Consider the following 23,468-nt stretch of genomic DNA (forward strand, 5'->3'; position numbering starts at 1 on the left):
ATTTGGAATCACGGGCTTACGCTCTGCAGAAAAACTCTAGGTCCCCGATTTCAGGCAGGTCGGCGTGAGCCTCCCCTACCAAGGCAAATTTGTACATTGCATTGTTTTCCCCTCAGAGGCTGGTAGGGCAAAGACCTTAACTGTCCGCAAAGACAGGTAAAGTAATCAAGAACAGGGATTTAAAAGAGAGATAACGATTAAATGAACTTTTATGTTGGTGGCGTACATAGAATGCACAAGGCTTTTCCCTCCATTGATCAGAACCACCACAGTCGACTCTGGCCCGTTTTTCTATTGGTCGTCTGGGGATGCTCGGGTTGCGCGCTGCTTCCGGGCCAACTCAACTCGAAAGCTCTCATCGAAAACAAAGTCACCGCAAGTGAGGCTTTACCCTCAACGTCGATCATACAGGCGGAGCACGAGACTGCTGAGTCCGATGCCGCTCAAGAAGATTCGCAGATCAGCCTGGCCGCGCACGAAGTGCAGGATTCCAGATCCCTTCCCCGTCAGAGTGCCAATACGCCGGTGGCTCTGTTGCCGCCTGACTTCGAAACACCCCCTGAGCCTCCAGTACGAACTGCAGCCGTTCCCCCTGTGAAATCAGACTACCAGCTGACGCAGGCGATCACTCCCTACACTCCGCTGCCTCCTGCCCCCGACTCTACTAAACCTTCCCGTTTACCAGAGTCGTTTGCAGGTGATGCATGGAGCACCCAATTGATTCCGCAGAACTTCACTCCCTGGTGGGCCGACAGTGTCACCCTGCAGTTCCGACCTCAGTCTCACCAGAGCCCGGTGAATGTGAATACGCTGATTCAGGAAACGCTGTTGAATTCGTCCCAGGTACGCATCATCAACGACGATCCCATCATCGCTGAAACGGCAATCACACAGGCGATGGCCGAGTTTGATCCCAAGCTGTTTATCGAATCCAAGTTCAACCGCATCAGTATCCCGTCCAGCAGCACCCTTGATACCGGGACGAATTTCAGTCGGCTGCGGGAAAACAACTGGAGTTCGAACTTCGGCGTAAGACGTAAAAACAGTCAGGGGGGGGAGCTTGAGTTTTCACAGCAGTTTGGTTTGAACACCAGCAACTCGATCTTTTTCGTCCCGCCCAACCAGGGAGATACCCGGCTGACATTGAGTTATAACCAGCCGCTCCTCAATGGCCGGGGAGAGGCTTACAATGAAAGCCTGATCGTGCTCGCGGAACTGAATACCGACATCACCACCGATCGCACCCAGGCCGCTCTGCAGGATCATCTGCTGAAAGTGACCGAAACCTACTGGGAACTCTATCTGAACCGTGTGCTGTTTATCCAGAAGCAGAAACACCTGCAGGACGGCATGCGGATCCTGAAGTACCTCGAACAGCGTTACAACATCGATTCCCTGCAGAGCCAGATCGCCCGCGCCCGGGCAGCCGTGGCCAAACGACGCTCGGAACTGATTCGCATTGAAGCCGCCGTACAGAACTCCGAAACACGCCTGCGGGCTCTGGTCAATTCACCCCAGCTCAAATCCAGCCCGAACCTGGAACTAATCTCAATTCAGCAGCCCATCGACAACAGCCTGCCCGTCACCATTGAAGACGCCATGGCCACGGCCCTTGAGTACCGCTCGGAAGTTGATATCGCTTCCCGCGAGATTGAGGCAGCCCAGGTCCGGCTGGGAGTCGCCTGCAACGACCTGCTTCCCAAACTCGACCTGGTTCTGGAAACATATCTCTCCGGCTTGAAAGGGGAATTTGATCTTTCCCGCGCCTGGGTCGATCAGTTCAGTGTCGGGGAACCCAGTTATACGGCAGGCCTGGTGTTCGAGGTTCCCCTCTATCGTCAGGAAGCCCGCTCACGTCACCTGCAGCGATCAGTCGAACTCCGCCGCCTGTTGAGCCGCTTCGAACTGACCGTGGAAAACCTGCGTGCAGAAGTGGAAACAGCCGTCCGTCAGGTCAGGACAGCGAACCGGAACTTACAGAGCCAGTACCAGGCCATGATCGCCGCGGAAGCGGATGTCGAATTCCTGCAGCGTCGCTGGGAAATGGCCCCCGGCCTGGATCGCGCATCCAGCTTTCTGCTCGAGGACCTGATCGACTCCCAGGACCGCCGGGCCGAGGCAGAGCAGGCCTTCGTCACAGCCCAGGTGGACCACGTGCTCAGCCAGACCCGCTTGAACCGGGCCACAGGCACTATCCTGCGACAGGAACGAATCGTTCCCGAAGCCATGTCCGAAGGTCCCGTCCCCAGTTCTGAACAAGACGCACCGCCGCCGGTAGTCCCCGCCGATTCTGATCAGCAACAGGGGCCTAAGCTATGAAACGTCTCTGGACCCGACAAACGCAGCCCGCACACGACCGCGAGCTACTGGCGCACGTGCCAACGCTTGCGTCTTCCTTACAGCAGCTTGGAGATACCGAACTCACCAGCCGTTACCAGCAGTTGAAACAGCAGAATCACAATCCCTCTGAGCAGACTACGATCCAGACCTTTGCCCTCGTCTCCGAAGCAGTCCGCCGTACTCTGGGATTGAATTACTATCAGGAACAACTCATGGCTGGCCTGGCGATGATCCGCGGTGAGATCGTGGAGATGCAAACCGGAGAAGGAAAAACGATCACCGCAGTCTTACCAGCCTGCTGGTACGCGCTGGCAGAGCGTGGCGTGCACGTCATGACGGTCAACGATTACCTCGCGGAACGCGATTTTGAAACACTTTCTCCGGTTTATCAACGCCTCGGCTTGACTGCAGGCCTGAATCAACCGCGTTTGACCGCAGAAGAGAAACAAACTGCCTACGCAGCCGACATCACGTATGGGCCGGGGTATGAGTTCGGTTTTGACTATCTCCGCGATCAGATCATGACGCTTTCTCAGCAACGTACCCGACTGGGGGGTCAGTTTACCCGCACTCTGAATGGCCAGTTGCTGAACACACCACAACCGGTACAGTCTGCGCATGCGGTGGCAATTATCGATGAAGCGGACAGTGTGCTGATCGACGAAGCCACCGTTCCATTGGTCCTCTCTTCGCAGGGGGGACAGCCGGCAGACAACGCAGACGTTTACCAGGCGGCACGACAGGCGGCACTTACTCTCAAAGCGGGGCAGGATTTCCTCGTCAATCAGCAGGCCTCCGAATTACAGATCACCGACCTGGGCATCCTCCGTCTGTCAGCAGATCGCAGCCTGATTCCCATCGAACGCCTTGATCGTCCCTGGATGCAATATGTCGAACAGGCACTGCGGGCCGAATTGTTTTATCATCGCGACCTGCATTACGTCGTCATTGAAAACCGCGTGCAGATTGTCGATCCGCATACCAGCCGCATTTTCACCGATCGCACCTGGCGGAATGGTCTGCACCAGGCCGTGGAAGCTAAAGAGGGAAAACCGGTCACTACAGAGAGCCAGCCGATCGCCCGGATCATGCGACAGAAATACTTCCAACTTTACGATCAACTGTGTGGCATGTCGGGAACCGTGCAAGGCTGCCAGCAGGAACTGAGAGAGGTATACGGAGCCCACTACTCTCACATTCCCCCACACCGGCCCAGTCGCAGGACGGATCTCCCCGTCCGCCTGTTTAGCGATCAACACAGCCGGGAACAGGCCCTCGTGCGTACGATTCAGGAAATGCAGCCCACTCAACGGCCGATACTGGCAGGCACAGCCGATATCGATGCCAGCCGTCGACTCTCAAATATGTTGCATGAACTGGGAATTGCACACCAGCTGTTGAATGGGATCCAGGATGCCGAAGAGGCGGCTGTGATCGCAGCCGCAGGGCAACCGCAGACAGTCACCATAGCTACGAACCTGGCAGGTCGTGGAACAGATATTCAACTGGGGCTGGGTGTCGCTGAGTCAGGCGGTTTGCATGTACTGGCCGCCGGCTTCCAGCTGACCGAACGTATCGACCGGCAGTTAATCGGACGTGCTGCCCGTAAGGGGGAACCTGGCTCAAGCCAAATCCTGGCATCGCTCGATGACGCCCTGTTCCGCCAGGCAAAGTCCGCCTGGGTCGATTCACTGAAGCTACTGGCTGACAAGACCGGCGAAATCCCTGTCAGCAGACAGATCCTGGGAAAAATTACGAAGACCCAACGCAGAATAGAAGAGACTGGCAGGCAGCGCCGGAAACAACTGACCCAGTATGATGACTGGTTAAGCAGCGCCACCTGCAGTACGTGGAACTGATCCCATTGAACTGAACTGGAAACGAGTCTGATTATTTAACAAGCGTGGAGTGCAGATGTATTCAAGACGAATCAATTTCTGGATCTTGATGAGCCTGACAGGACTGCTGGCCTGCAGCCCGCTCCGCGTTTTCGCTGTCGAACTGGAAGGGTACACCGAACCTTACCGTACGATCCGGGTCGCCACAGACGAAACAGGTGTCATCGATCAGATTTTTGTGAGCGAGGGGGAAGCGGTCCCGCAGGGAACGCCACTCGTGCGGCTCAACAATGATGTCTACCAGGCCATGCTGGCGGTCGCAGAGCAGAACATGAATGCCCGGGGACGTCTGGAAAGTGCCCGCGCAGAACTGGAACTGAAAAGCGAACGCCTCAAGATCCTGCAATCACTGCGAGAGGAAGGCAACGCCCGCCAGGAAGAGGTCGATCGGGCCCGCTATGAAAATGCCGTGGCGAAAGCCAACATCCAGACGGTTCAGGAAGAACTCCTGTCCCGCAAACTCGAGTATCAGAAAATCAAAACCCAAATCGACCGTCGCACGATCCGAGCGCCGATTTCCGGCGTCGTCAGCCTGATCCACAAAGAGCAGGGCGAATTTGTCGCCCCCAACAGTCCCGAAACCATGACGCTCGTGCAACTCGATCAGCTACTGGCCTACTTCACGCTAACCAGCCAGCAGGCCGCACAATTACACATCAACGACAAGATCAGAATTTCATTTAAACACAACCAGTCCTCAACCGAAGGAACGATTGAGTACATTTCACCAGTCACCGATGCCCAGAGCGGCACCGTGCTGGTCAAAATCCGGATCGACAACCAGAAGGGAGATTTTCGCAGTGGCGAACGTTGTACGATTCAATTGGAAAGTTAATCTGCCATGCATCCGGAAAGCACTCATCCGAAACAACGACCACCGGTTCGCGTCCTCAATCACAGGGGACGTCGACATCGTAGTCTGCACAAATCCCTGTTGCGCTGCGCACTGACAGCTCAGACATCTGACGAACTGCTACACGCATTACTTGGAGAACTGAAACAGCACTGTCAGCCGGCGCTGATCCTCTATTACCGCCCCGCGGTATCGGAAAACCAAGCCACCAGTCGAATCCTGTATCAACAGTCGACATCCACACCTGATGCCGCCCTGCTCTCACAGTTGAACCAGGTCTGTCAGAGCAGCATCCAGAGTAAAGAAGTCGAGATTCAACCCTGCGTCGACATTAACTTCATGCTTTATGCGGCCCCCATTACCGCCCGGGGACTGGCGGCTGACGCGTTGGGAGTGGTCTTTTCCGCGACAAATTCAACCGAACCGTTCTCGCTGCTCCTGCAGGCACTCGCAACTCATATCACGCTCTGGCACACGCTGCGCGAGGGGCTGCAGCAGGAACAGCATGCCCGCGACTCCGCTGCGATTGTGGAACTGCTTTCAAATCTGTCTTGTTCCACGAACTTCACCCAGGCAGCCGGCCAGACCGCCTCTGACCTGGCCGATTACCTGGATTGTCGTCAGATTGCGATCGGCAGTCAAGAAGCGACTCGCACACGCTGTCGCCTGGTGGGACTCTCGGGCTGCCCCCAATTTGACAAGGCAGCAAAATCGGTTGGACTCATCGAAGCCGCCCTGGATGAAACACTCAGGCAACAGACATCACTCGTCTGGACCGATCAACACAGTACTGAAAATCCCGAGCTTCAATCACTGCAAACGGTTGGAGAGCAACTGCAGACGAAATCTATTCTCTGTGTCCCACTCACTTGCTCTGACCAGCAGGCAGACACCGTAGTCTGTGTTGTCGACCTCCCGCTGGATCGAATGAAACAGACGCAATGCCTGCTGGAAGCCGCCAGTCAGCCCCTGGCAAATGCCTTACATGCTGCACAGAGGCGATCGAGTCTGAGAGAAAACTGGAAGGTGGCTGTCCGTCAGTCGCTGCAAGGAAAGACCCGCCGCGCAGTTCTGGCTGCTTGCCTGCTCTTCACGGCCCTGATGTTCGTTCCCTGGCCGTATCAGGTCAAATGTGCCTGTCAGCTGGAACCGGTGATGCAGCGGTTCGTCGTCGCCCCGTTTGCCGGTTCCCTGGAAACCATGCTGGTCGAACCGGGAGACCTGGTTCACCAGGGAGACGTACTGGCCCGAATGGATCCCCGGGAACTTAAATGGAAACGGGCCAGCCTGATTTCAGACCAGAACCAGGCGATCAAACGTCGCGACTCTGCCCAGGCGGCCCGCGACTTTACGACCCAGCAACTTTCACGACTGGAAGCGGAACGCCTGGGGCTGGAAATCGAGCTGCTTGATCATCGCATCAACAATCTGGAAATCAAAAGCCCTGTTGACGGGATCGTTGTCGCGGGAACTTTGGACTGGGCCGAAGGGGCTCCTCTGGAGATTGGCGAAGCACTATTTGAAATCGCCCCGCTGGATCAGATGGTCGTAGAGGTCGCCGTACCCGATTCCGAAATCAGTCATGTACGGGAAGCCCAGAGCGTTCATATTCGCCTGGAAGCGCTACCCGATTCAGACCAGACCCTGCTGCTGGAACGTATTCATCCCCGGGCAGAACTGCGGGATGAGGCTAATATTTTCGTGGCGGAAGCCGCCGTGGATAACAGCCAGGGCCTGCTGCGACCGGGGATGAAAGGGCGGGCCAGTATTCAGACCACCCCACAGCCCATCTACTGGATCCTGTTTCACAAACCGTGGAATCTGATCAGGAAGTACCTGTATTAAGTGTTGGAAGGTGAGAGCATGCAGCCCGATGTGAGTATCCGCGATTTTTTCAGCAGCCGGCTCAAACTGCGCGCGGATCTGACTTTCACGCTCCAGCATGCCAATGGTGAGGACTACTACACCATCAACGATTCGCTGCACTCGCGTTACTATCGTGTTGGTCAGACCGAATACACGTTCCTGCGACTGCTCGACGGACGGTCGACTGTCCAGGAGTGTTACAGCAAACTCTCAACCGCGTTCCCCTTTCATCAACTCTCGCAGGACGACATTATCAGTCTTTGCCAATGGGCGTTCGGCAGTGACTTACTGAAAAACCAGGATGAGCGACTGCGTCCGGCTGGCGCCGATCAACGACCAGCGACAGCCTGGCTTGCAAAATTGAATTTCCTGATCTTTCGTCTGCCGATTGGTAATCCGGACCGGCTCTTCTCCCGACTGGCAAACGCCTGGGGTTGGCTGTTCTCCGCGCCGGCGTTGATTGCCTGGTGCAGCCTGCTGCTCTGGGCCCTGTTTCGCATTGGCCTGAACTGGGACGCATTTTATAGTTCATCTCAAACGATTCTCTCCGCAGACAACTGGATCTGGCTGGTCGGCTGCTGGGTGATTCTCAAGCTGTGTCACGAGTCAGCACACGGCATCGTCTGTAAGCTTTACCAGGGCACCGTTCGCGAAGCAGGATCGCTGTTCGTCCTGTTCGCCCCGCTCCCTTATGTCGATGTCACTTCCAGTTGGAGCTTCCCCTCCCACTGGTCACGGATGCATGTCGCCGCAGCTGGACTCTACGTCGAACTGTTGATCGCAGCCCTGGCCGCTCTGGTCTGGGGACAGACTTCGCATGCCTGGCTGAACCATGCCTGCTTCAACATCGTTTTCACCGCGAGTATCACCAGCCTGCTGTTTAACCTGAACCCGTTGATGAAATTTGATGGCTACTACATTCTGGTTGACTTGCTGGAAATTCCCAACCTGTATACGAACGGGCAACTCTGGATCAGGCAGTGGGCCAAACGAACGTTTCTCGGCGTGCATACCCTGCTCCCCAACTGGTCGCGGCGCGTCCGGCTGATCATAGCCGGCTATGGAATCGCCTCGCTCTGCTGGCGGATTCTGGTCTGCATCACCCTCACGGTCGCTGCGGCGACTCTGCTGGAAGGAGCTGGAGTCATCCTCGCCGCGATCGCGATTACACTCTGGATTATCCAGCCTGTCTGGCGGTGTGTTAAGTATGTTGCAGTCGGGAAGCCGGGGGAAGCTCCGCAACGAGGCCGATTTGTACTGGTCACCGGTTCTCTGTTGTTAACCAGTTTTCTGGTCTTGGCCTACGTCCCCTGGTTGGGAAACTTCCAGGCACCGGCAATCGTGGATTACCCCCCTCAAGGAACCGAGCACGCTCCCCTCCCCGGCTTTATTAAACAGATCGAAGTGCAAAGCGGACAACAGGTTCACCGGGGACAGACTCTGATCCAGTTAGGAAATCCCGATCTGGAACTCGAGCTGGCGAAACTGAGAATCGAAATTCAACAGTCAGAGTTACGTATCCACCAGTTCGACCAGCAACGCAAAATCGCAGAGCGACAGGTCGAACAGGAAGTACTGCAGGACCTACAGACAAAACTTCAGGAAAAAGAACGACTGTTCGAAGAGCTGACGATCCGCTCTGAAATCGACGGTCGCGTGATGACCCGCAATCTGCAGGCAAAGCTCGGAACGTATGTGAAACAGGGAGATCCCATCATCACCATTGGAGACGACCGCCACAAAGAGCTGCACATCGCCGTTGCGCAGCATGAGCTCGAGCATTTCCTGAACTCACCAGGCAACACCGTCCTGGCACATCTCCCTCACCATCCAGCGATTCCCTGTCCGGTGCAGAAGGTGGTCCCTCGTGCCAGTGTGACGTTAACTCATCCCGCACTCGCAGCAGCCTACGGCGGTGCGCTGCCTGTCAAACCAGCGTCCTCCGAAAAACAGGGAGACGAATACGAGCTACTCGATCCCCGGTTCAACCTCGTTATCTCGCTCGCCTCAGAGCAGTCTTTAGAGCTTTATGCAGGACAGCGGATTGATGTCACCTGTCGGCCTCAGCACTACTCCGTCGGCCGACATCTGTACTACCAGGTTTCCAGCTGGCTCAACAAACGCCTGGAAGAGTAAGAATTACCGTTGGATCCGAACGATAGTCCTGTGACGGCCAGCTGTTCTAATCAATAAAAAAACGCCTGGTAAAACAGGAATAGATCCGTCCCACCAGGCGTTATCGTTTTCTTACTCTCAGACTACAGGCTGTCCTCACGCAGCGAAGGAGGCAGTGCCGCATCGCCGACCGGCGGTGTCAGACTGACTTCGCCCAACGAAGGCGGTTGTGACTCGTCCTCAGTCTGTGCTGATTCCAGACTGACTTTACCCGGTGCAGGTGCGGGTGGCAACACGATTTCCGTGACGGGAGCAGCCGGCGGTGCCTGGTCTTCCGAACCTGTCATCAGTCTGGCTTTACCCGAGGCCGATGTCATATCGAAATTGTCTGGTACAGGAGGCACACCCATACCACCGTCCATTTGAGGCGGCTCCGGGCTGAAGTGTTCGTCATACACTTCGCCGGCATTCGACATCAGGAAACCACCACCGAGAGCCTGGTAGGTATTGACGATCGCAGACAACTGCTGCTGCTTGGTCTCGATCAGGTCGGTTCTCGCTTCGAGCAGGTCACGCTGCGAGAACAGCACGTCGATGTATTCCGCCCGGGCGTTCTGGAACAGCTGAGTCGCTACCGAAACAGATTCTTCGAGGGCTTTCACCTGGCTATGCTTGAGCTCGACACTGGAACGATATTTCTCGACTTTGGAGATGCCGTTCGCGACTTCCGTGAATGCATTCAGCACTGTCCGCTGATAATGGTAGATCGCCTGGATCTGGCGGGCGTTTGCATTCTTGTAATCTGCCTGGATGGCTTTCTTGTTAAGCAGCGGTGCGACCAGACCACCGGCGGCATTCGCAATGAATGCACCGGGATCAAACAGGTAACGGGGATTGAAAGCCTCGTATCCCACGCTGGCAGTAATATCAAACCGGGGGAAGAAACGAGCCCGGGCGACCAGCACATCCAGACCGGAAGCAGCTACTTCGCGTTCCGCAGCCTGAATATCACGACGATTCAACAGCAGCTGTGAGGGAACACCGACGTGCAAAGGCTGCGAATCGAGCTTGATGAAATCCCAGCCAACCCGGTCCACTGCTTGTGGATAACGACCAACGAGGAAGTTGATTTTGTTCTCGACTTCAATAATCCGCTGACTCACGATCAGCTTTTCACTCTCGTTCTTACGAACTTCCGCCAGGAATCGCTGGACACCCAGCTCGGTTCCCCGAGCCGCATCCTTCTGGAACTTTGCTACTTCCAGGCTCTTCTTCTGTAGTTCAATGGTCTGATTCAGATAGACCAGTCGCTGATCCAGGGCAGCCAGTTCGTAGTAGTTGTCCGCGACCTCAGCCACCAGTTGGGTGACGAAATAGTTTCGCAGTTCAATTGCTTCGCACAAACGCTGTTCTGCAGCATCGCGGGCGTTTCTCAATTCCCGCCAGACGTCAATCCGCCATAACAGATTCGCAGACAGTCTTACGTTCCCCAGAGGATCCGGGAAATTTGCACCGCCTGAACCCGGGTAGGTCAACTGATCCTCAGCGGCTCCCAGGGGAGTGAAGCGACTGGTCCGATCAAAACCACCATCGGCTCCGACCGTGACGAAGGGAAGATAAGCACCTCGTCGCGACAGGACTTCGTTGCTGGCGACCTGGACTTCCCAGTTGCGGATCTGCAGTTCCTGGTTCGATGCCAGCCCCTGACCAATCAGAAAGGTCAGCGTCGGATCATCAAAGAATTCCTTGATGCCCACGTCAGCGGAGCTGTCGACACTTGCTCTCCCGCTGAAGTCATCCGGCAAAGGAGCTCCTTCGGAGGCACCAAACAGATCCGGGATCTGACAACCTGAAAGCAGCAACATGCTGCAGACCATCGCCAAAGCAATCACATGCGGTTGCTGGATCGCGTTATATAAAAAAACAGTGGGGGAGTTCCATCTCATTATTCTGCACCCTGCGACTGTCGTCATTCCTGTTAAACAGTGAAACTGAATTCTTCGCGATTCTTTCGGGGGGACACAGTAGCATCCGCCCCGGAGAATATCCGAAATCCTTCCGGATGGATCCGATCAAAACAATCGAACCGAGACAGCTGAAACGAGGCGGGTATCTTGAGAGCCGTCTCAAATGTTATCGGCAGTTATTTCGCTGCAGACCACAGAATCATGCAATCCACTATATTGCCTGCAGCAATTTAAATTCACATAACAGCATCAACGAAAGCGTCGTACTGCAATACAAGCACTTCCCGTGTAAGTGCAGGATAGGACTGTCACTTGTGAATTTTTTTCGTGCTGAAAAGACACAGTTACATTTGCAGAAGCTGTGGAGACTTTGCGGCCTGTCCCCACACCGGCAGGCAGTATGTAAGACGTTCGCAGAAAGATACGATCGGGAAAGCCTGTCAAACTTTTCCACCTGTTGACACGCATGAGGAACGCGTGCAGGAGTTTCATTTAACGCCCAGGCGACTCAGGAAAAGCTTGCGCAATCGATACGGTTTCACATTTGAAAATCAGAGTTTCTTGTACTGATTGATGTGACTTACAAAAAAACACGCACGGCGCTGAACCAGATATTTGTGGTCCAGCACCGTGCGTTCTCTCCTGTTTACACGACCGTCACAGGCTCGTTAATGCTCAGGTGCCTCGTGGTGATCACTGTGACTCCTGTGCTCGACCAACTCGCTGAGCGGTTCATCATGCTCATCCTTGATGAGCTTCTTCCCGTCAGACATCTTGGCGAACAGATAGTACAAACCGGGGATCACAAACACCCCGATCAGGGTCCCCATGAGCATCCCGCCGACCGCCGTGGTACCAATCGTTCGGTTACCGATGGCACCCGGTCCCGTGGCTCGTACCAGGGGAACCAGACCCGCGATAAACGCGAACGACGTCATCACGATCGGTCGGAATCGAAGCTTACCACCTTCGACCCCCGCATCCTTGATGCTCAGTCCTTCCTGGCGTCGCTGTACCGCGAATTCAATAATCAGAATCGCGTTCTTACCCAACAGCCCCACCAGCATGACCAGACCAATCTGACAGTACACATCGTTGGCCAGGCCCATCGACTTCAGCATCAGGAACGAACCAAACAGACCAACGGGCAGCGAGATAATTACCGCCAGGGGCAGAATGAAACTCTCGTACTGTCCTACCAGCACCAGGTACACAAAGATCACTACGATCGCAAAAATGTAGATCGCCGTATTCCCCTTGCTGGCCTCGTCGTACGCCAGCCCCTGCCAGCCGATACCATAACCGTGAGGCAGCGTCTTTTCCGCCACTTCCTTAATCGCATCGATCGCCTGACCGGAACTGTAACCCGTCGATGGAGCTCCCTGAATAATCGCCGTCGTATACAGGTTATAACGGTTGATTTCGTTCATCCCCTGCATCTTCTTGATCTTCATAAACGCTGAGTAAGGTACCATCTCTCCTTCATCGTTTTTGACGAACATGTTCCGCAGATCTTCAGGATACCGGCGAAACTCCGGAGCGGACTGCACATACACTTTGTAGAACTGTCCGAAGCGAATGAAACCCTGCTCCCACGTACTACCCACGACAATCGAAAGGTTTTCCATCGCGTCTGCAATCGAAACCCCCTTCTGCATCGCCACGTCGTTATCAATCACAACTTCGTACTGCGGATAGTTATTCGCGAAGAAGGTAAACAGCCCCTTCAACTCTTTTCGCTTACCCAGTTCCGCCAGGAAGTTCTCCGTGATTTTACCGAACGCGTCGTAGTCGCCACTGTTAGTCTTATCGAGCAGACAGAGCGAGAAACCACCGGCTGCACCGAAACCGGGCACCGCAGGCGGCTCGAAGAATTCAAGCTTCACGTTGGCAATCGACCGCCCTTTCTGTTCGAGCTCTTCGATGATCTCTTTCGAAGTCAGCTTCCGCTCGGACCAGGGCTTCAGGTTAATCAGACAGGTACCCGCGTTGGAACCACGACCTTCCGTCAGAATTTCGTAACCCGCCAGTGAAGTCACCGAAGTAATTTCATCGAACTCTTCACAGATCTTCTGCAGTTCATGCGACTTCGAGTTCGTATACTCCAGCGTTGAACCGGGGGGCGTCTGAATAATCCCGTAGATCACCCCCTGGTCTTCCAGCGGAATGAACCCGGAGGGCAGCACTTCGTTGACCAGCAAAATCCCGTAACCGAAGACACCAATCACAATCATGGTGAAGATACGCCGGGTGATGATCAGACCCACAATCCAGGTAAACGCATTCGTCACCTTGTCCACACCCCGGTCGAAGTAGTACAGAAAGATGCCGATCGGCCCCTTCTTTTTCTTCTCATTGGGTTCACTGCCGGAGAAGACCGCCCGGAACGTAAAGGCGAACAACACCGCCATCACGACCCCGATAATCACGGTCCGCATATGCGTCAGTTCAACCTGTTCCGAAAGCACTTCGTGCACGATCTCCACGTGCAGCAGTTCGTAAACGCCATACCCCACCGCAGCCCCGAGGAAGACACAAAGAAATCCCCGCAGCACAAAGGCATACCGGCCGCTGATCTTCTTGAGCAGGCGGTTAATCAGACCGACAATCCCCTTCTGTTCGACATAGCCGGTATGCGGCTTGAGAATCATCGCACACAATACAGGCGTCAGTGTCAACGCAACCACACCGGAGAGCACAATCGACATCGCCATCGTCAATGCGAACTGACGATAGAACACACCCACCGCCCCGGGCATGAAGGTCACCGGAATAAACACGGAGGTCATCACCAGGGTAATCGCGATGATCGCACCGCTGATTTCCCCGATCACTTCCTTGGTAGCTGCATAAGGTGAAAGGTGCTTGGCGTGCATCTTTTCGTGCACCGCTTCCACCACCACGATCGCGTCGTCGACCACAACCCCGATCGCCAGCACCAGTGCGAACAGCGTGATCAGGTTGATCGACATGCCGAACATACTCATAAAGAAGAATGTCCCGATCAACGATACCGGCACCGCGAGCGTCGGAATCAGCGTACTGCGGAAGTCTCCCAGAAACAGGAAGACCACCAGCGACACCAGGATAAACGCTTCGAACAGGGTATGCAGCACCTTCTCGATAGAAGCATCCAGGAAGTTAGAAACGTCGTAACTGATCGCGTAGTCCATCCCCGGCGGGAATGACTCCGTCTTGATCTCTTTCAGCTTCTCCTTCACTTTCGCAATCACGTCCGCAGCGTTAGAGCCTGGAATCTGCTTAAGCACAATCGACGCGGAAGGATAGCCGTCGATGTCCGAATACAGGTCGTAGAACGATGATCCCAGGTTAACCTTGGCCACATCCTTTAAGCGCAGAATCTCCCCGTTCGGGTTGGCGCGCAGGATGATGTTCTCGTACTGCTCCGGTTTATTGTAACGGCCGACCCAGGTCAACACGTACTCGATCGTCTGCGACGTCGTACCCGTCGCCTGACCGAGTCGTCCGGGAGAACCGATCATACTCTGTTCCTTGATCGCCTCCATCACGTCTGCGGAAGAGATTTTATAGGCCCGCATCCGGTCCAGATCCAGTTCGACCCGCATCGCATACGCACGGTTACCAAGGATCTTCGCCCGGCCCACCCCGCGAATACGTTTAATTTCGGGGAGCAGGTTCACCGTGGTATAGTTGTAGAGGAAGTTCTGATCGACATTCGGGTCTTTACTGTAGACGTTCACGTACATCAACATACTCGTCATGTTCTGCATGACGATAATCCCCTCACGCTCCACGATGGGGGGCAGACGGTTCTTCACCATCTGGATGCGGTTATTCACGTTCAAGACCGCCGTGTTCGGGTCGGTACCCGGTTCAAAGATGATCTTGATCGTGGCTTCACCCGCACTGGTGGCTGCAGAGCTCATGTACCGCATGTTGGGTACACCGTTGATGGCGCGCTCCAGGATCACCAGGGTGGAGTTGACCAGAATCTTGGCACTCGCACCTGGATAGGAGACGGCCACAACCACACTCGGTGGGGCGACAGACGGAAACTGGGAAATTGGCAGGGCCGTGATCGCCAGCCCACCCATAAACAGGATGAGCAGCGAGATGACCATCGCCAATGCCGGGCGATGTAGAAATTTAGCGAACATATTATTGATCTTACCTGCTTATTCCGCGTGATATTTCAGGTTACTGAGTACTTCCTTTGGGTCACGGAAATCGTATTTGATCTTGTCGCCATCCTTCACCTGACGAATACCCTCGAGAATGATCCTCTCGCCTTCCTTGAGACCACTCTTGAGCACGAAGATATCATCCTGTTCGCCCTTGATCTCAATGTCTCTCTGGTGCACGACGTTGTCCTTATCAACAACGAACGCATAGCGTTTGGCGAGAATCTCGAAAGTCGCTCTCTGTGGTATCACGAGTAGGTTCTGCAGGGTGCGATGAATCAAAATCGTTCCGGTCTGACCGTTACGCAGCAACCCTTCCGGATTCGAAAAATCCGCGCGGAAGGGGATGTTCCCCGTCATGTTATTAAAATCAGCTTCAATTGCACCGATCTTCCCTTCTTGAGGAAAGATTTCGCCGTTGGCCAGTTTGAGTTCGATCTGCAGATGGTCCGATTTTCCGCCATCCTTATCCAGCTCGGCTTTGTACTCCAGGTACTGTGCCTCGGGCACGTTAAAGTAAACCCACATCAGACTGTTGTCGGACATGGTCGTCAGCACGTCTCCCTCTTCAATCAGACTTCCCAGCTGATTCCGCTGGCGGTCGACAATCCCGTCGAAGGGGGCTTTGACATTCGTAAATCCCAGTTCCGCCTGGGCCAGTTGCACTTTGGCTTTCGCTTTCGCCAGTTCCGCTTTCTTCAGCGCAATCTCCTGTGACGAAACGATTCCTTTATCCATCAGTGACTGGGCGTTATCCAGCTCAATCTGCACGCGATTGGCTTCCGCCAGTTCTGATTCCATCCGGGCCTGGAACAGCGTCGGCAGGATCTTAAACAGCAGATCCCCTTTCTTGACGTGCTGTCCTTCTTTAATATTAATCTTTTCCAGGTAACCGCCTTCCAGGGCACGGACTTCGATGTGCTGACAGGAGTGAATCTGACAGACATACTGCTGGGTGCTGATCACATCTTTTTTGACCGGAGTCGTCACAATAATCTTGTGTATCGGGTGATGTCCCCCTTCTTCGTGTCCCTCACCGTGAGACTCTGCATGCGCACCGCCATGTTCTTCAGCGTGACCTTCCCCATGTTCTTCGCCATGTGCCTTACCTGGCGCAGCGGTGTGAGATTCGGCGTGAGTCTGCGGGAGATACTCGCAACCGGTTAACGAGAGTGAAATCAGAGCCAGAAAACTGGCGACAGTCATTGTGTTTTTCATGGTCTTAAATGTTCCTCTGATGTTAAGCCCCGGGCAGGTTGGTCAGGAGTGTCGGTAAGTGAGGAAGTAGTGGTATGAGCTAATATTTTGTTCCTCAGATGACAGCACGGGAGAAACCCGTTCCTGCCGGACTGCTGACGAGAATATGCATATCCAATGCCAAAGCACGCGGAAAACATCCACTGCTGAACAGTCGTCGTACCCGTTCGCAAAAATCTGTCATTCTTCACTTGACGAATTTCACTTCCTGTCCCATGCAGAGAATTCCCCCTGATTTTCGGGAGATTCCCGCCTTGATCGTAAACAAACAACCTGTATCCCCCCCCTGATTTCCACCGCGCGACCACACTTTTATTTTTTTATGAAACAAATCTGTATTCCCCGAACCAGGCCCCTGTCTCACTCTGGGAACAAGGAATCGCCTCAGCACCCTGAAAGATTCTGCAGACCCTGCACCCGCTGAGTGCAAACTCTTGCAGGGTGTCAAATCCCGTTCCCAGTACTCAATTTACCTCTTTTTGCTGTCGGAACGTTCCCCTGAACGTCCCCCACTTTCACCTGCAGAATTTGAACTTGATCGCCCCATTCCGAATCGTATGCTGGTTCCCTTCTGGCTCGCGCGCGAGGCGGGTCGGCGCTCACGGAAACAGTCGGAACCAGTGATACATCTGCACCTGAACCAGCATCGATTTTCACCATGTTTTCAGACAAACAGTTCGCACCGCTGTGCCATTCACGTTCCCACTGTTCAGGGCAAACCGGGACAGAGTCCGGACGAACCAGGACAAAATCCCGGACAGAGCAGGACAAAATCCGGCCACATCGGGACAAAATTCTGTCTTGACCCCCAGCCGCCAATCCCCAGGATGCAACAACAGCGGCAAGCAATATCCATACACCACAGATGAAATCATGATCCATTTGAAACTCACTTGATCGGGTGCTCCCGGATGTAATCCACGATTGCCACAGGCAATAGGAGGCCGCAGAACAAATGCGCTAGAGTGAGAAACCGATACTCACCAACCAACCGATCGCGTCTAAAAATTAGCCGCAGGGCGTTAGCCCCGGTTGAAACGATGATCGCCAACACGCATTCAATTTCAGAGGCGCACTCCGGCACCACAACGCCCCCTGCATCGGGTACTCCCGTATGCAATCCACGATTGCCGCAGGCAACAAGAGGTCGCAGAACAGATTCGCTAGAGTGAGAAACCGCACCTCACCAGCCCACCGATTTAACCTGATACCATAAGCCGTAGCGCCTATTCCCCGATCAGACGCATCCCCCCGTGAGCGGCAAAGCGCTAGCTGCCGGTAACCAGGGTCGACGCCGAATACAACACCGGTGGCGAGCGCCATTCCGCTTAGAATAACAAACCGGAATTCATACAGAACGCCAGAAATTTAGAACTTAGAACAGCCAACCGAACTGTTTTACTCCTTCAATGATCCTTCACCACTCTCAGGATCAACTATCACTCTGATAGAATCTCCAGAATAAAAATCGCTGCGCTGTTTCATTCTGCCAGTCTTAATAAGCTGGCTCTCACTGACGTCCCAGGTTTCCTGCGTGGAAAATAACGAAACCGCATACCCCCAGCAGCCGGTTTCTTCGTCTTGAGACATCCCCATAATGGCACCTTCTTCGCCAGAGATTCCCCGCAGACCCTCATCAGAACCGGCCTCGACCACAACGACTTCATAGAACTGAAATTGATTCGATTTCGAACTCACAGACTGCTCCATCCTGTTTCACATAACCTCAGCATTGAATACCGCATCGACCTCACTCCCGCGTCCCCTGCACCGTCCCCTTCAGCTTCCCATACACACCCTCACCCCAGACAACGCGCGCCTGCTGCAACCGCTTCACATCCGTCGCTGCAAACGCAGTCGCCCCGATCTCCTGACCGTCCTGACGAATCACCAGTCGCCCCGGTTCAATACAGAACTCCAGTTCCAGCGGCTGATCCTTCCATTTCAACTGCGCTGCCAGATTCCCGGGCATCTCAAATGCCAGCACGGCTCCATATTCCCGTCGCTGCGCATCGGTCAGAAAGGTGTACTGATCCGACCAGGGATAGGTCCCCTTGGAAGAGGTCGAGACCATCAACGCGCCCCCCAGCGGCACCAGTCCGGTAATGCGCTGCCCCCAGTGATTGAGCACCAGTTTGTGCTGCACCGCCTCCACCTCGTAAGGATGCACCGTCTTATCCGTCAGTTCGGGATGCGAAAACATCCGCCCCTCAGAAAACCAGCGGTCGGCGTCTGCGTCGTACCGCCACAACTCGGCCCAGGGCCAGACCCCCACAAACAGATCACCCCGGTAAATCGCCAGCGTCTGGGCTTCACGGGCACTCGGCGAAACCCCCGGCAGCCGGGGCGGCCAGCCAGAAAGCTGCCTGATTTCAGTCCCCCCCGTATACTCAAACAGCTCGCCCGACGGATACTGGGCCAGCAGCAGCCGGTCCCGAAAGTTCAGCATCGAATAAACCTGGTAGCTGCTTTTGTCGCTGGCTTCCAGAATCGTCCGCCACTTTGTTCCGTCGAACACATAGACGCCTCCCCAGTTCGAAACTGTGAGCAGTTCATTCCGAAACTGCCCCCAGGCGAACGGCGTCGCTCCCACAAATTTGCAATCGATACTCACCGCCCGCGACAGATCCACCGGTCCCCCATCCGACGGCTTCCAGGGACAGGCCACGACCTTCGTAAAGCCCCCCTGTTCGGACCGCTTGCCATGATAGAAACAGAGAAAGCCCTGCGCATAATAAAAGTTGTAATAGCGGCCTTCTGCAGGAGGCGCAAGAATGATGCGTCCATTATAGGCCGCCCGGTTGGAAGAAAACGTGAGTACGCCGGTACCGACTCTCTGCATCCCATCCCCGGATCCCACCGGCCCCGTGGGAGGCTCCGGCGTATCGATCCACTTCCCGGCTGCAGGATTCCAGGTCCGCAGCGCTCCGGGACGATAACCACTCCAGGCAGAAATCGTCTGGTTCAGATCCAGCAGATACACGCCCGTGTCCAGATCCGGATGAGGCAGACGTTTCGTCTGCGCCGTCGGTATGGTGCCCGGCTGTTTCACATAAAACTGCAAAGTATGCCGATCCCCGCGAAAGCGGGTGTTGTAGACATCCATCAACCCCGCCCCGGCAATCACGGTGCCATCCGCATCCCGCAGCTCAAACAGCGAACCGAAGCTCTGACCGACATCCTCCCCCAGATCAACCCGGGCCGAGATCTTAAGCAACGGCGGTGCAGCCTTCTCCGGTTCCGCAGCATTACTTTTGACAGACTCCAGACAAAGGAAACCAAGACAACCGGTCAACAGCAGACAGAAACGCATCATGGTGCGGCACTCCACAGGCGGGTTTTCGGAACGCATTTGAAGCATCCATCCTAAAGCTCCACCAACCGGGATACAACCAGAAATCGATTCCTGTTTTTACTCACGCGCCATCATCGAATCCGTTTCCTGCATCCGCTACAATGAGTTCCCAGTACCAGACTCACAATTCAACACATAATCCCCCCAATCAAAAAGTATTCTGAATGCGTTCACAGGGAAAAATCACACACTGGGATGATGAAAAAGGCTTTGGCTTTATCACACCCCAAGACGACGGCACTGAGGTCTTCGTGCACATCAGCGCTTTCACACGAACTACACGCCGGCCGCAGACAGGCGATCCTGTTTCGTACGAAACAACCCCGGGCAAAGACGGTAAAACCAAGGCCGAGCATGTCCGTTTTTCAGATCAGTCAGTAGTCAAGATTTTGTGCAGCGCTCCCGCTGTTCTGTTTACGGTACTCTTTATCTGCTTTCTACTGGTCTCGGTCTATTTCAACCGGCTCTCCTGGCTGGCACTGGTGGCATACGGTGCCGCGAGCGTGATCACATTTATCGCCTACGCCTGGGATAAATCAGCGGCTCAACGGGGAAAGTGGCGGACAGCAGAAGCGACCCTGCACTTGATGTCATTGGTGGGCGGCTGGCCCGGCGCCCTGGCCGCACAACGCCTGCTGCGACACAAATCCAGCAAACAGAAATTCTTAGTTGTGTTTTGGCTGACCGTCTTCCTGAACGTGGCAGCAATCGGCTATGTAGTCTGGCACGGTGATTTCGGCTTGATCAATTAACTGATCAATACGAAATCACAAGACAAACAAAATGAGTCGAAGGGTGTTGCCCCGGATAGACGCTTCCCCGTGAGCGGCAAAGCGCTAGCTGCCGGTAAGCAAGGTTGACGCGGAATATAACACCGGTGGCCAGCGCCATTCCGCTCACAAAAACGGAGTATCAAAGAGGAACAGGCCCTGGTTTCTCTTCCTGTTTACGAACCACGAACGTCACGAAAGACACGAAAATCCCCTGTGCGCAGTATTATTCAACAGGTAGTATTAAAAGGATTGAACCGGACTCCAGGTAACTCACCAGTTCTTTAACAAGGCCCGCTTAAGATGAAACAGCTCAAAGTAATTTATGAGTGTATGATGGGCTGCCTCATCGTCGTGGGCGGCGGTTTCATCATCTATCACCTGGACACAACGAATTATGCAGTTTCGCGCATCGAGAAACTGGGGGGAGGGGTTCGTTCCGACACCGCCTGGGGATCAACCCTCTACGAAATCGTCAATCTCAACGACACGCCTGCTACGGACAGTGATCTCGAATGTGTGCGGAAGCTTCAACCGTACTCAGGTGTCTATCTCAGAAATACGAACATCACGGATCAGGGCCTCAAACATCTGCATGGTCTCGCGGTAGACGAAATCGACCTGACCGGCGCCGATGTTTCAGATTCCGCAATCGCAGAGCTGCTGGCCACAATCCCCGCAGACGTAAAGTGTCACATCATACGTGATCCGAAGACTGGGATGTAGCAGGTGTCAGGAACCTTAAATATATAGTCCACAGAGCAGTCCTGGCCTCTTTTTAGTCTCCTGGCAAGAGATCTAACCAGTCAATGTCGCAATTGTCAAATTTTTGACGAGCCGGATGTGTCTCAGATAAATTCATAACCTCAATCAAATGGGCATAGAAAGGATCATATACTTCATCATATCTCGCACGAATACTGAAATCACCTCTTAGAATATCTGAGAAATACTTTGTCAATAATCGACCAATGAATTGAAAATTGCTTTCTCCTTTTTGAATCTGATCGTTTACACGACGAAGATGTTGAAGCACTAGAAGCCCCATGCATCCGCCACTCTCTGCATTCGGTTCACATATTTCGACATTCACTCCAGCACTTTCATATCGGTCAAAATTAAACTTGAGCACACAGGCATTACTCTTCAACTCATATCTCTCTTGAGCTGCATGAACGAACTTAAAATCAAGAGAGCCTGGAATAACCTTCAAGACCTCATTTACATTGTAAATCCGCTCTTCTTCTAAATTCATTTTTAGTTCTATGACCTTTTTCTGCTCATATCATCTAAACCCTCTGTCGCTACTCTTTTTCATTGTCAGCAGGTTTGATTGCCATCAGCGAAACAAGTGCGAGAACAAGGCCAATCAAACACGATGCACTGACATGCTTTAACAGGGTCAGGAGAGTATTGTCAGAGAAGATCAACACGGGAGTCTCCCCAAAGAGAACCCGCCTGATTTCCAATTCATACCAGTTACTCAATATGTAACTGTCACTCCCGATTACCGATCTGCCATCTTCAGTTTTATACTCCGATGGAAACGAAGCAATAATCAGGTAGGAAAACAACAGAATGTAAAAAGCGATCGTTGAACACATTAGCCAAACCACGCGAAAACGTTTGGTTTCGATCGCCAGCAGCGTAACAAGTGCAAGCACAAATCCCATTAAACACGCTGCACTGAGATGCCAGAACAGGATCAGGCGAGTACCATCATAACCGAACGACCCTTTAGCAACCCCAAAGAGAGCCCCCCTTACTTCCAGGACATACAAAGTGATCAGGGCACACAATATCCAGATCACGCTGAAACGTCTGGTTTTGACGAGACTCAAAATCATCTGTACGCCGCTCTTAATGATGAGACCTGCCTCCGAATGACACCTTTTACTGACTACACTCAAGCTACTTTCGTATTCTACGAGACAACAGGTTTCTGAACGTATTCTAACTTTTCGAGTTGCTGGTCAGTCATGCCATCGATACATACCTGAATAGGGCGGGCACAAAAATGAACGGCGTGAACACTGAGTAGCCAGTCCAATGCACGTTTGGAAACAATATTGGGATATGTTGAACTGAAACCACCACCATAGATGAAATCAGCACCATCCCATTTGTGACCTTCCATGATCTGAAAGCGTCTTTGCGTTACAGGTGAAAACTTCAGTCGCTTATCATTGGGCCCTTTATGCCCATCAATACTCGTTGCCACATAATTAGAACAGTCTGGACATTGCAGATTGCTAAAACCACATTCTTTACAAAAAAGATTTTGCCGACCACAAAAAGGGCATTCATCTTTCGCCCCCTGGATTCTTAGCTGGCGCGTACACTTCTTACCCATGAACTGAATGGCAAATAATAACGGAGCATCAGGATATTTTTCTCGATAGTGTGAATCTACAGTGAGAGGAAGAAAATCTGTTCCTTTAAGACCACTCTTTTCTATGCGCTCCTTGAATGATTCCGTGACTATTGGATATTGATAGTGCATGGAACTCACAAGGTTGAATTCGGAATAGAGAGTATTTTCATCATACTCAGGTTTCAGTTTGAGATAACTGGCATATTCTTCCGTGACATGATTCTTATCCAACTGACAGCGTTTATTTGCTCTGAACTTCTCGTCAGTAATCTCTCCCCGAAACCATTGTTTTCGAGTCTGTCCATGATGATTTCTAATGCTCAATTCATCTTCAGTTGGAGTCCTTGAGCTAAAGAAAGTCCAGCCTTCAGTTGTAGAATTAAAGACAAACGAATCATTGAGAGGTATTTCAATATCGAAAAAAGTACCTGATTTCAGAGTACCTGAATCGTCTAAATAAATATGATAATCACTCATGAAATTTATGCCCTGCGCCAGTTCGTTATATTC

At 53.4% G+C, this 23,468-nt stretch carries 15 protein-coding genes; 7 read left to right on the forward strand and 8 right to left on the reverse strand.

The genetic code is table 11. The features are described from left to right. Positions 1–201 precede the first annotated feature (201 nt). Genes HG66A1_RS21020 through HG66A1_RS21040 form a run of 5 tightly spaced genes read left to right on the forward strand, consistent with a single transcriptional unit; the run spans position 202 to position 9,093 of the window. A complete protein-coding gene (locus HG66A1_RS21020; RefSeq protein ID WP_145188558.1) occupies positions 202–2,319 on the forward strand; it encodes a TolC family protein in 2,118 nt (705 codons plus the stop codon). Beyond that, the gene (locus HG66A1_RS21025) at positions 2,316–4,199 is read left to right on the forward strand and encodes a hypothetical protein (protein ID WP_145188561.1); all 1,884 of its coding nucleotides are present in this window, start codon (positions 2,316–2,318) and stop codon (positions 4,197–4,199) included. The genes HG66A1_RS21020 and HG66A1_RS21025 overlap by 4 nt, the downstream gene beginning before the upstream one ends. Positions 4,200–4,254: 55 nt before the next feature. Beyond that, on the forward strand, positions 4,255–5,073 hold the full coding sequence (locus HG66A1_RS21030) for an efflux RND transporter periplasmic adaptor subunit (RefSeq protein WP_145188564.1): 819 nt from the start codon (positions 4,255–4,257) through the stop codon (positions 5,071–5,073). A gap of 6 nt (positions 5,074–5,079) precedes the next feature. Continuing rightward, entirely contained in the window at positions 5,080–6,936 is a 1,857-nt protein-coding gene (locus HG66A1_RS21035) for an efflux RND transporter periplasmic adaptor subunit (protein ID WP_145188567.1), read from the forward strand. Positions 6,937–6,954: 18 nt separating this feature from the next. Then, on the forward strand, positions 6,955–9,093 hold the full coding sequence (locus HG66A1_RS21040; protein WP_145188569.1) for a biotin/lipoyl-binding protein: 2,139 nt from the start codon (positions 6,955–6,957) through the stop codon (positions 9,091–9,093). A gap of 122 nt (positions 9,094–9,215) precedes the next feature. Here HG66A1_RS21040 and HG66A1_RS21045 read toward each other — a convergent pair whose 3' ends face one another. The 5 genes from HG66A1_RS21045 to HG66A1_RS21065 form a co-directional block, all read right to left on the reverse strand. Then, entirely contained in the window at positions 9,216–11,018 is a 1,803-nt protein-coding gene (locus HG66A1_RS21045; protein ID WP_232106631.1) for a TolC family protein, read from the reverse strand. A 689-nt stretch (positions 11,019–11,707) separates the two neighbouring features. Next, the gene (locus HG66A1_RS21050) at positions 11,708–15,178 is read right to left on the reverse strand and encodes an efflux RND transporter permease subunit (protein ID WP_145188572.1); all 3,471 of its coding nucleotides are present in this window, start codon (positions 15,176–15,178) and stop codon (positions 11,708–11,710) included. A gap of 18 nt (positions 15,179–15,196) precedes the next feature. Beyond that, positions 15,197–16,420, reverse strand: coding sequence for an efflux RND transporter periplasmic adaptor subunit (locus HG66A1_RS21055; RefSeq protein WP_145188575.1), 1,224 nt, complete (start codon positions 16,418–16,420; stop codon positions 15,197–15,199). Between the two features lie 1,437 nt (positions 16,421–17,857). After that, positions 17,858–18,115, reverse strand: a complete 258-nt coding sequence (locus HG66A1_RS21060) for an Imm31 family immunity protein (protein WP_197996733.1) — start codon at positions 18,113–18,115, stop codon at positions 17,858–17,860. A 94-nt stretch (positions 18,116–18,209) separates the two neighbouring features. Then, positions 18,210–19,811 carry a hypothetical protein gene (locus HG66A1_RS21065; RefSeq protein ID WP_145188581.1) on the reverse strand — a complete coding sequence of 534 codons (1,602 nt, stop codon included), beginning with the start codon at positions 19,809–19,811 and terminating at the stop codon, positions 18,210–18,212. A 167-nt stretch (positions 19,812–19,978) separates the two neighbouring features. Between HG66A1_RS21065 and HG66A1_RS21070 the strand changes: the two genes are divergently transcribed. Then, on the forward strand, positions 19,979–20,566 hold the full coding sequence (locus HG66A1_RS21070; RefSeq protein WP_145188584.1) for a DUF1294 domain-containing protein: 588 nt from the start codon (positions 19,979–19,981) through the stop codon (positions 20,564–20,566). A gap of 321 nt (positions 20,567–20,887) precedes the next feature. Continuing rightward, a complete protein-coding gene (locus tag HG66A1_RS21075) occupies positions 20,888–21,310 on the forward strand; it encodes a hypothetical protein (RefSeq protein WP_145188587.1) in 423 nt (140 codons plus the stop codon). Positions 21,311–21,362: 52 nt separating this feature from the next. Here the strand turns inward: HG66A1_RS21075 and HG66A1_RS21080 are convergent, their stop codons facing one another. The 3 genes from HG66A1_RS21080 to HG66A1_RS21090 form a co-directional block, all read right to left on the reverse strand. Beyond that, on the reverse strand, positions 21,363–21,839 hold the full coding sequence (locus HG66A1_RS21080) for a hypothetical protein (RefSeq protein WP_145188590.1): 477 nt from the start codon (positions 21,837–21,839) through the stop codon (positions 21,363–21,365). Positions 21,840–21,888: 49 nt separating this feature from the next. Next, positions 21,889–22,431 carry a hypothetical protein gene (locus HG66A1_RS21085; RefSeq protein WP_145188594.1) on the reverse strand — a complete coding sequence of 181 codons (543 nt, stop codon included), beginning with the start codon at positions 22,429–22,431 and terminating at the stop codon, positions 21,889–21,891. A 77-nt stretch (positions 22,432–22,508) separates the two neighbouring features. Continuing rightward, positions 22,509–23,435: a hypothetical protein gene (locus HG66A1_RS21090; protein WP_145188596.1), complete on the reverse strand. Its 927-nt coding sequence runs from the start codon at positions 23,433–23,435 to the stop codon at positions 22,509–22,511. Between the last annotated feature and the right edge of the window lie 33 nt (positions 23,436–23,468).

This window comes from Gimesia chilikensis (assembly GCF_007744075.1).
GTDB classification, from domain to species: domain Bacteria; phylum Planctomycetota; class Planctomycetia; order Planctomycetales; family Planctomycetaceae; genus Gimesia; species Gimesia chilikensis_A.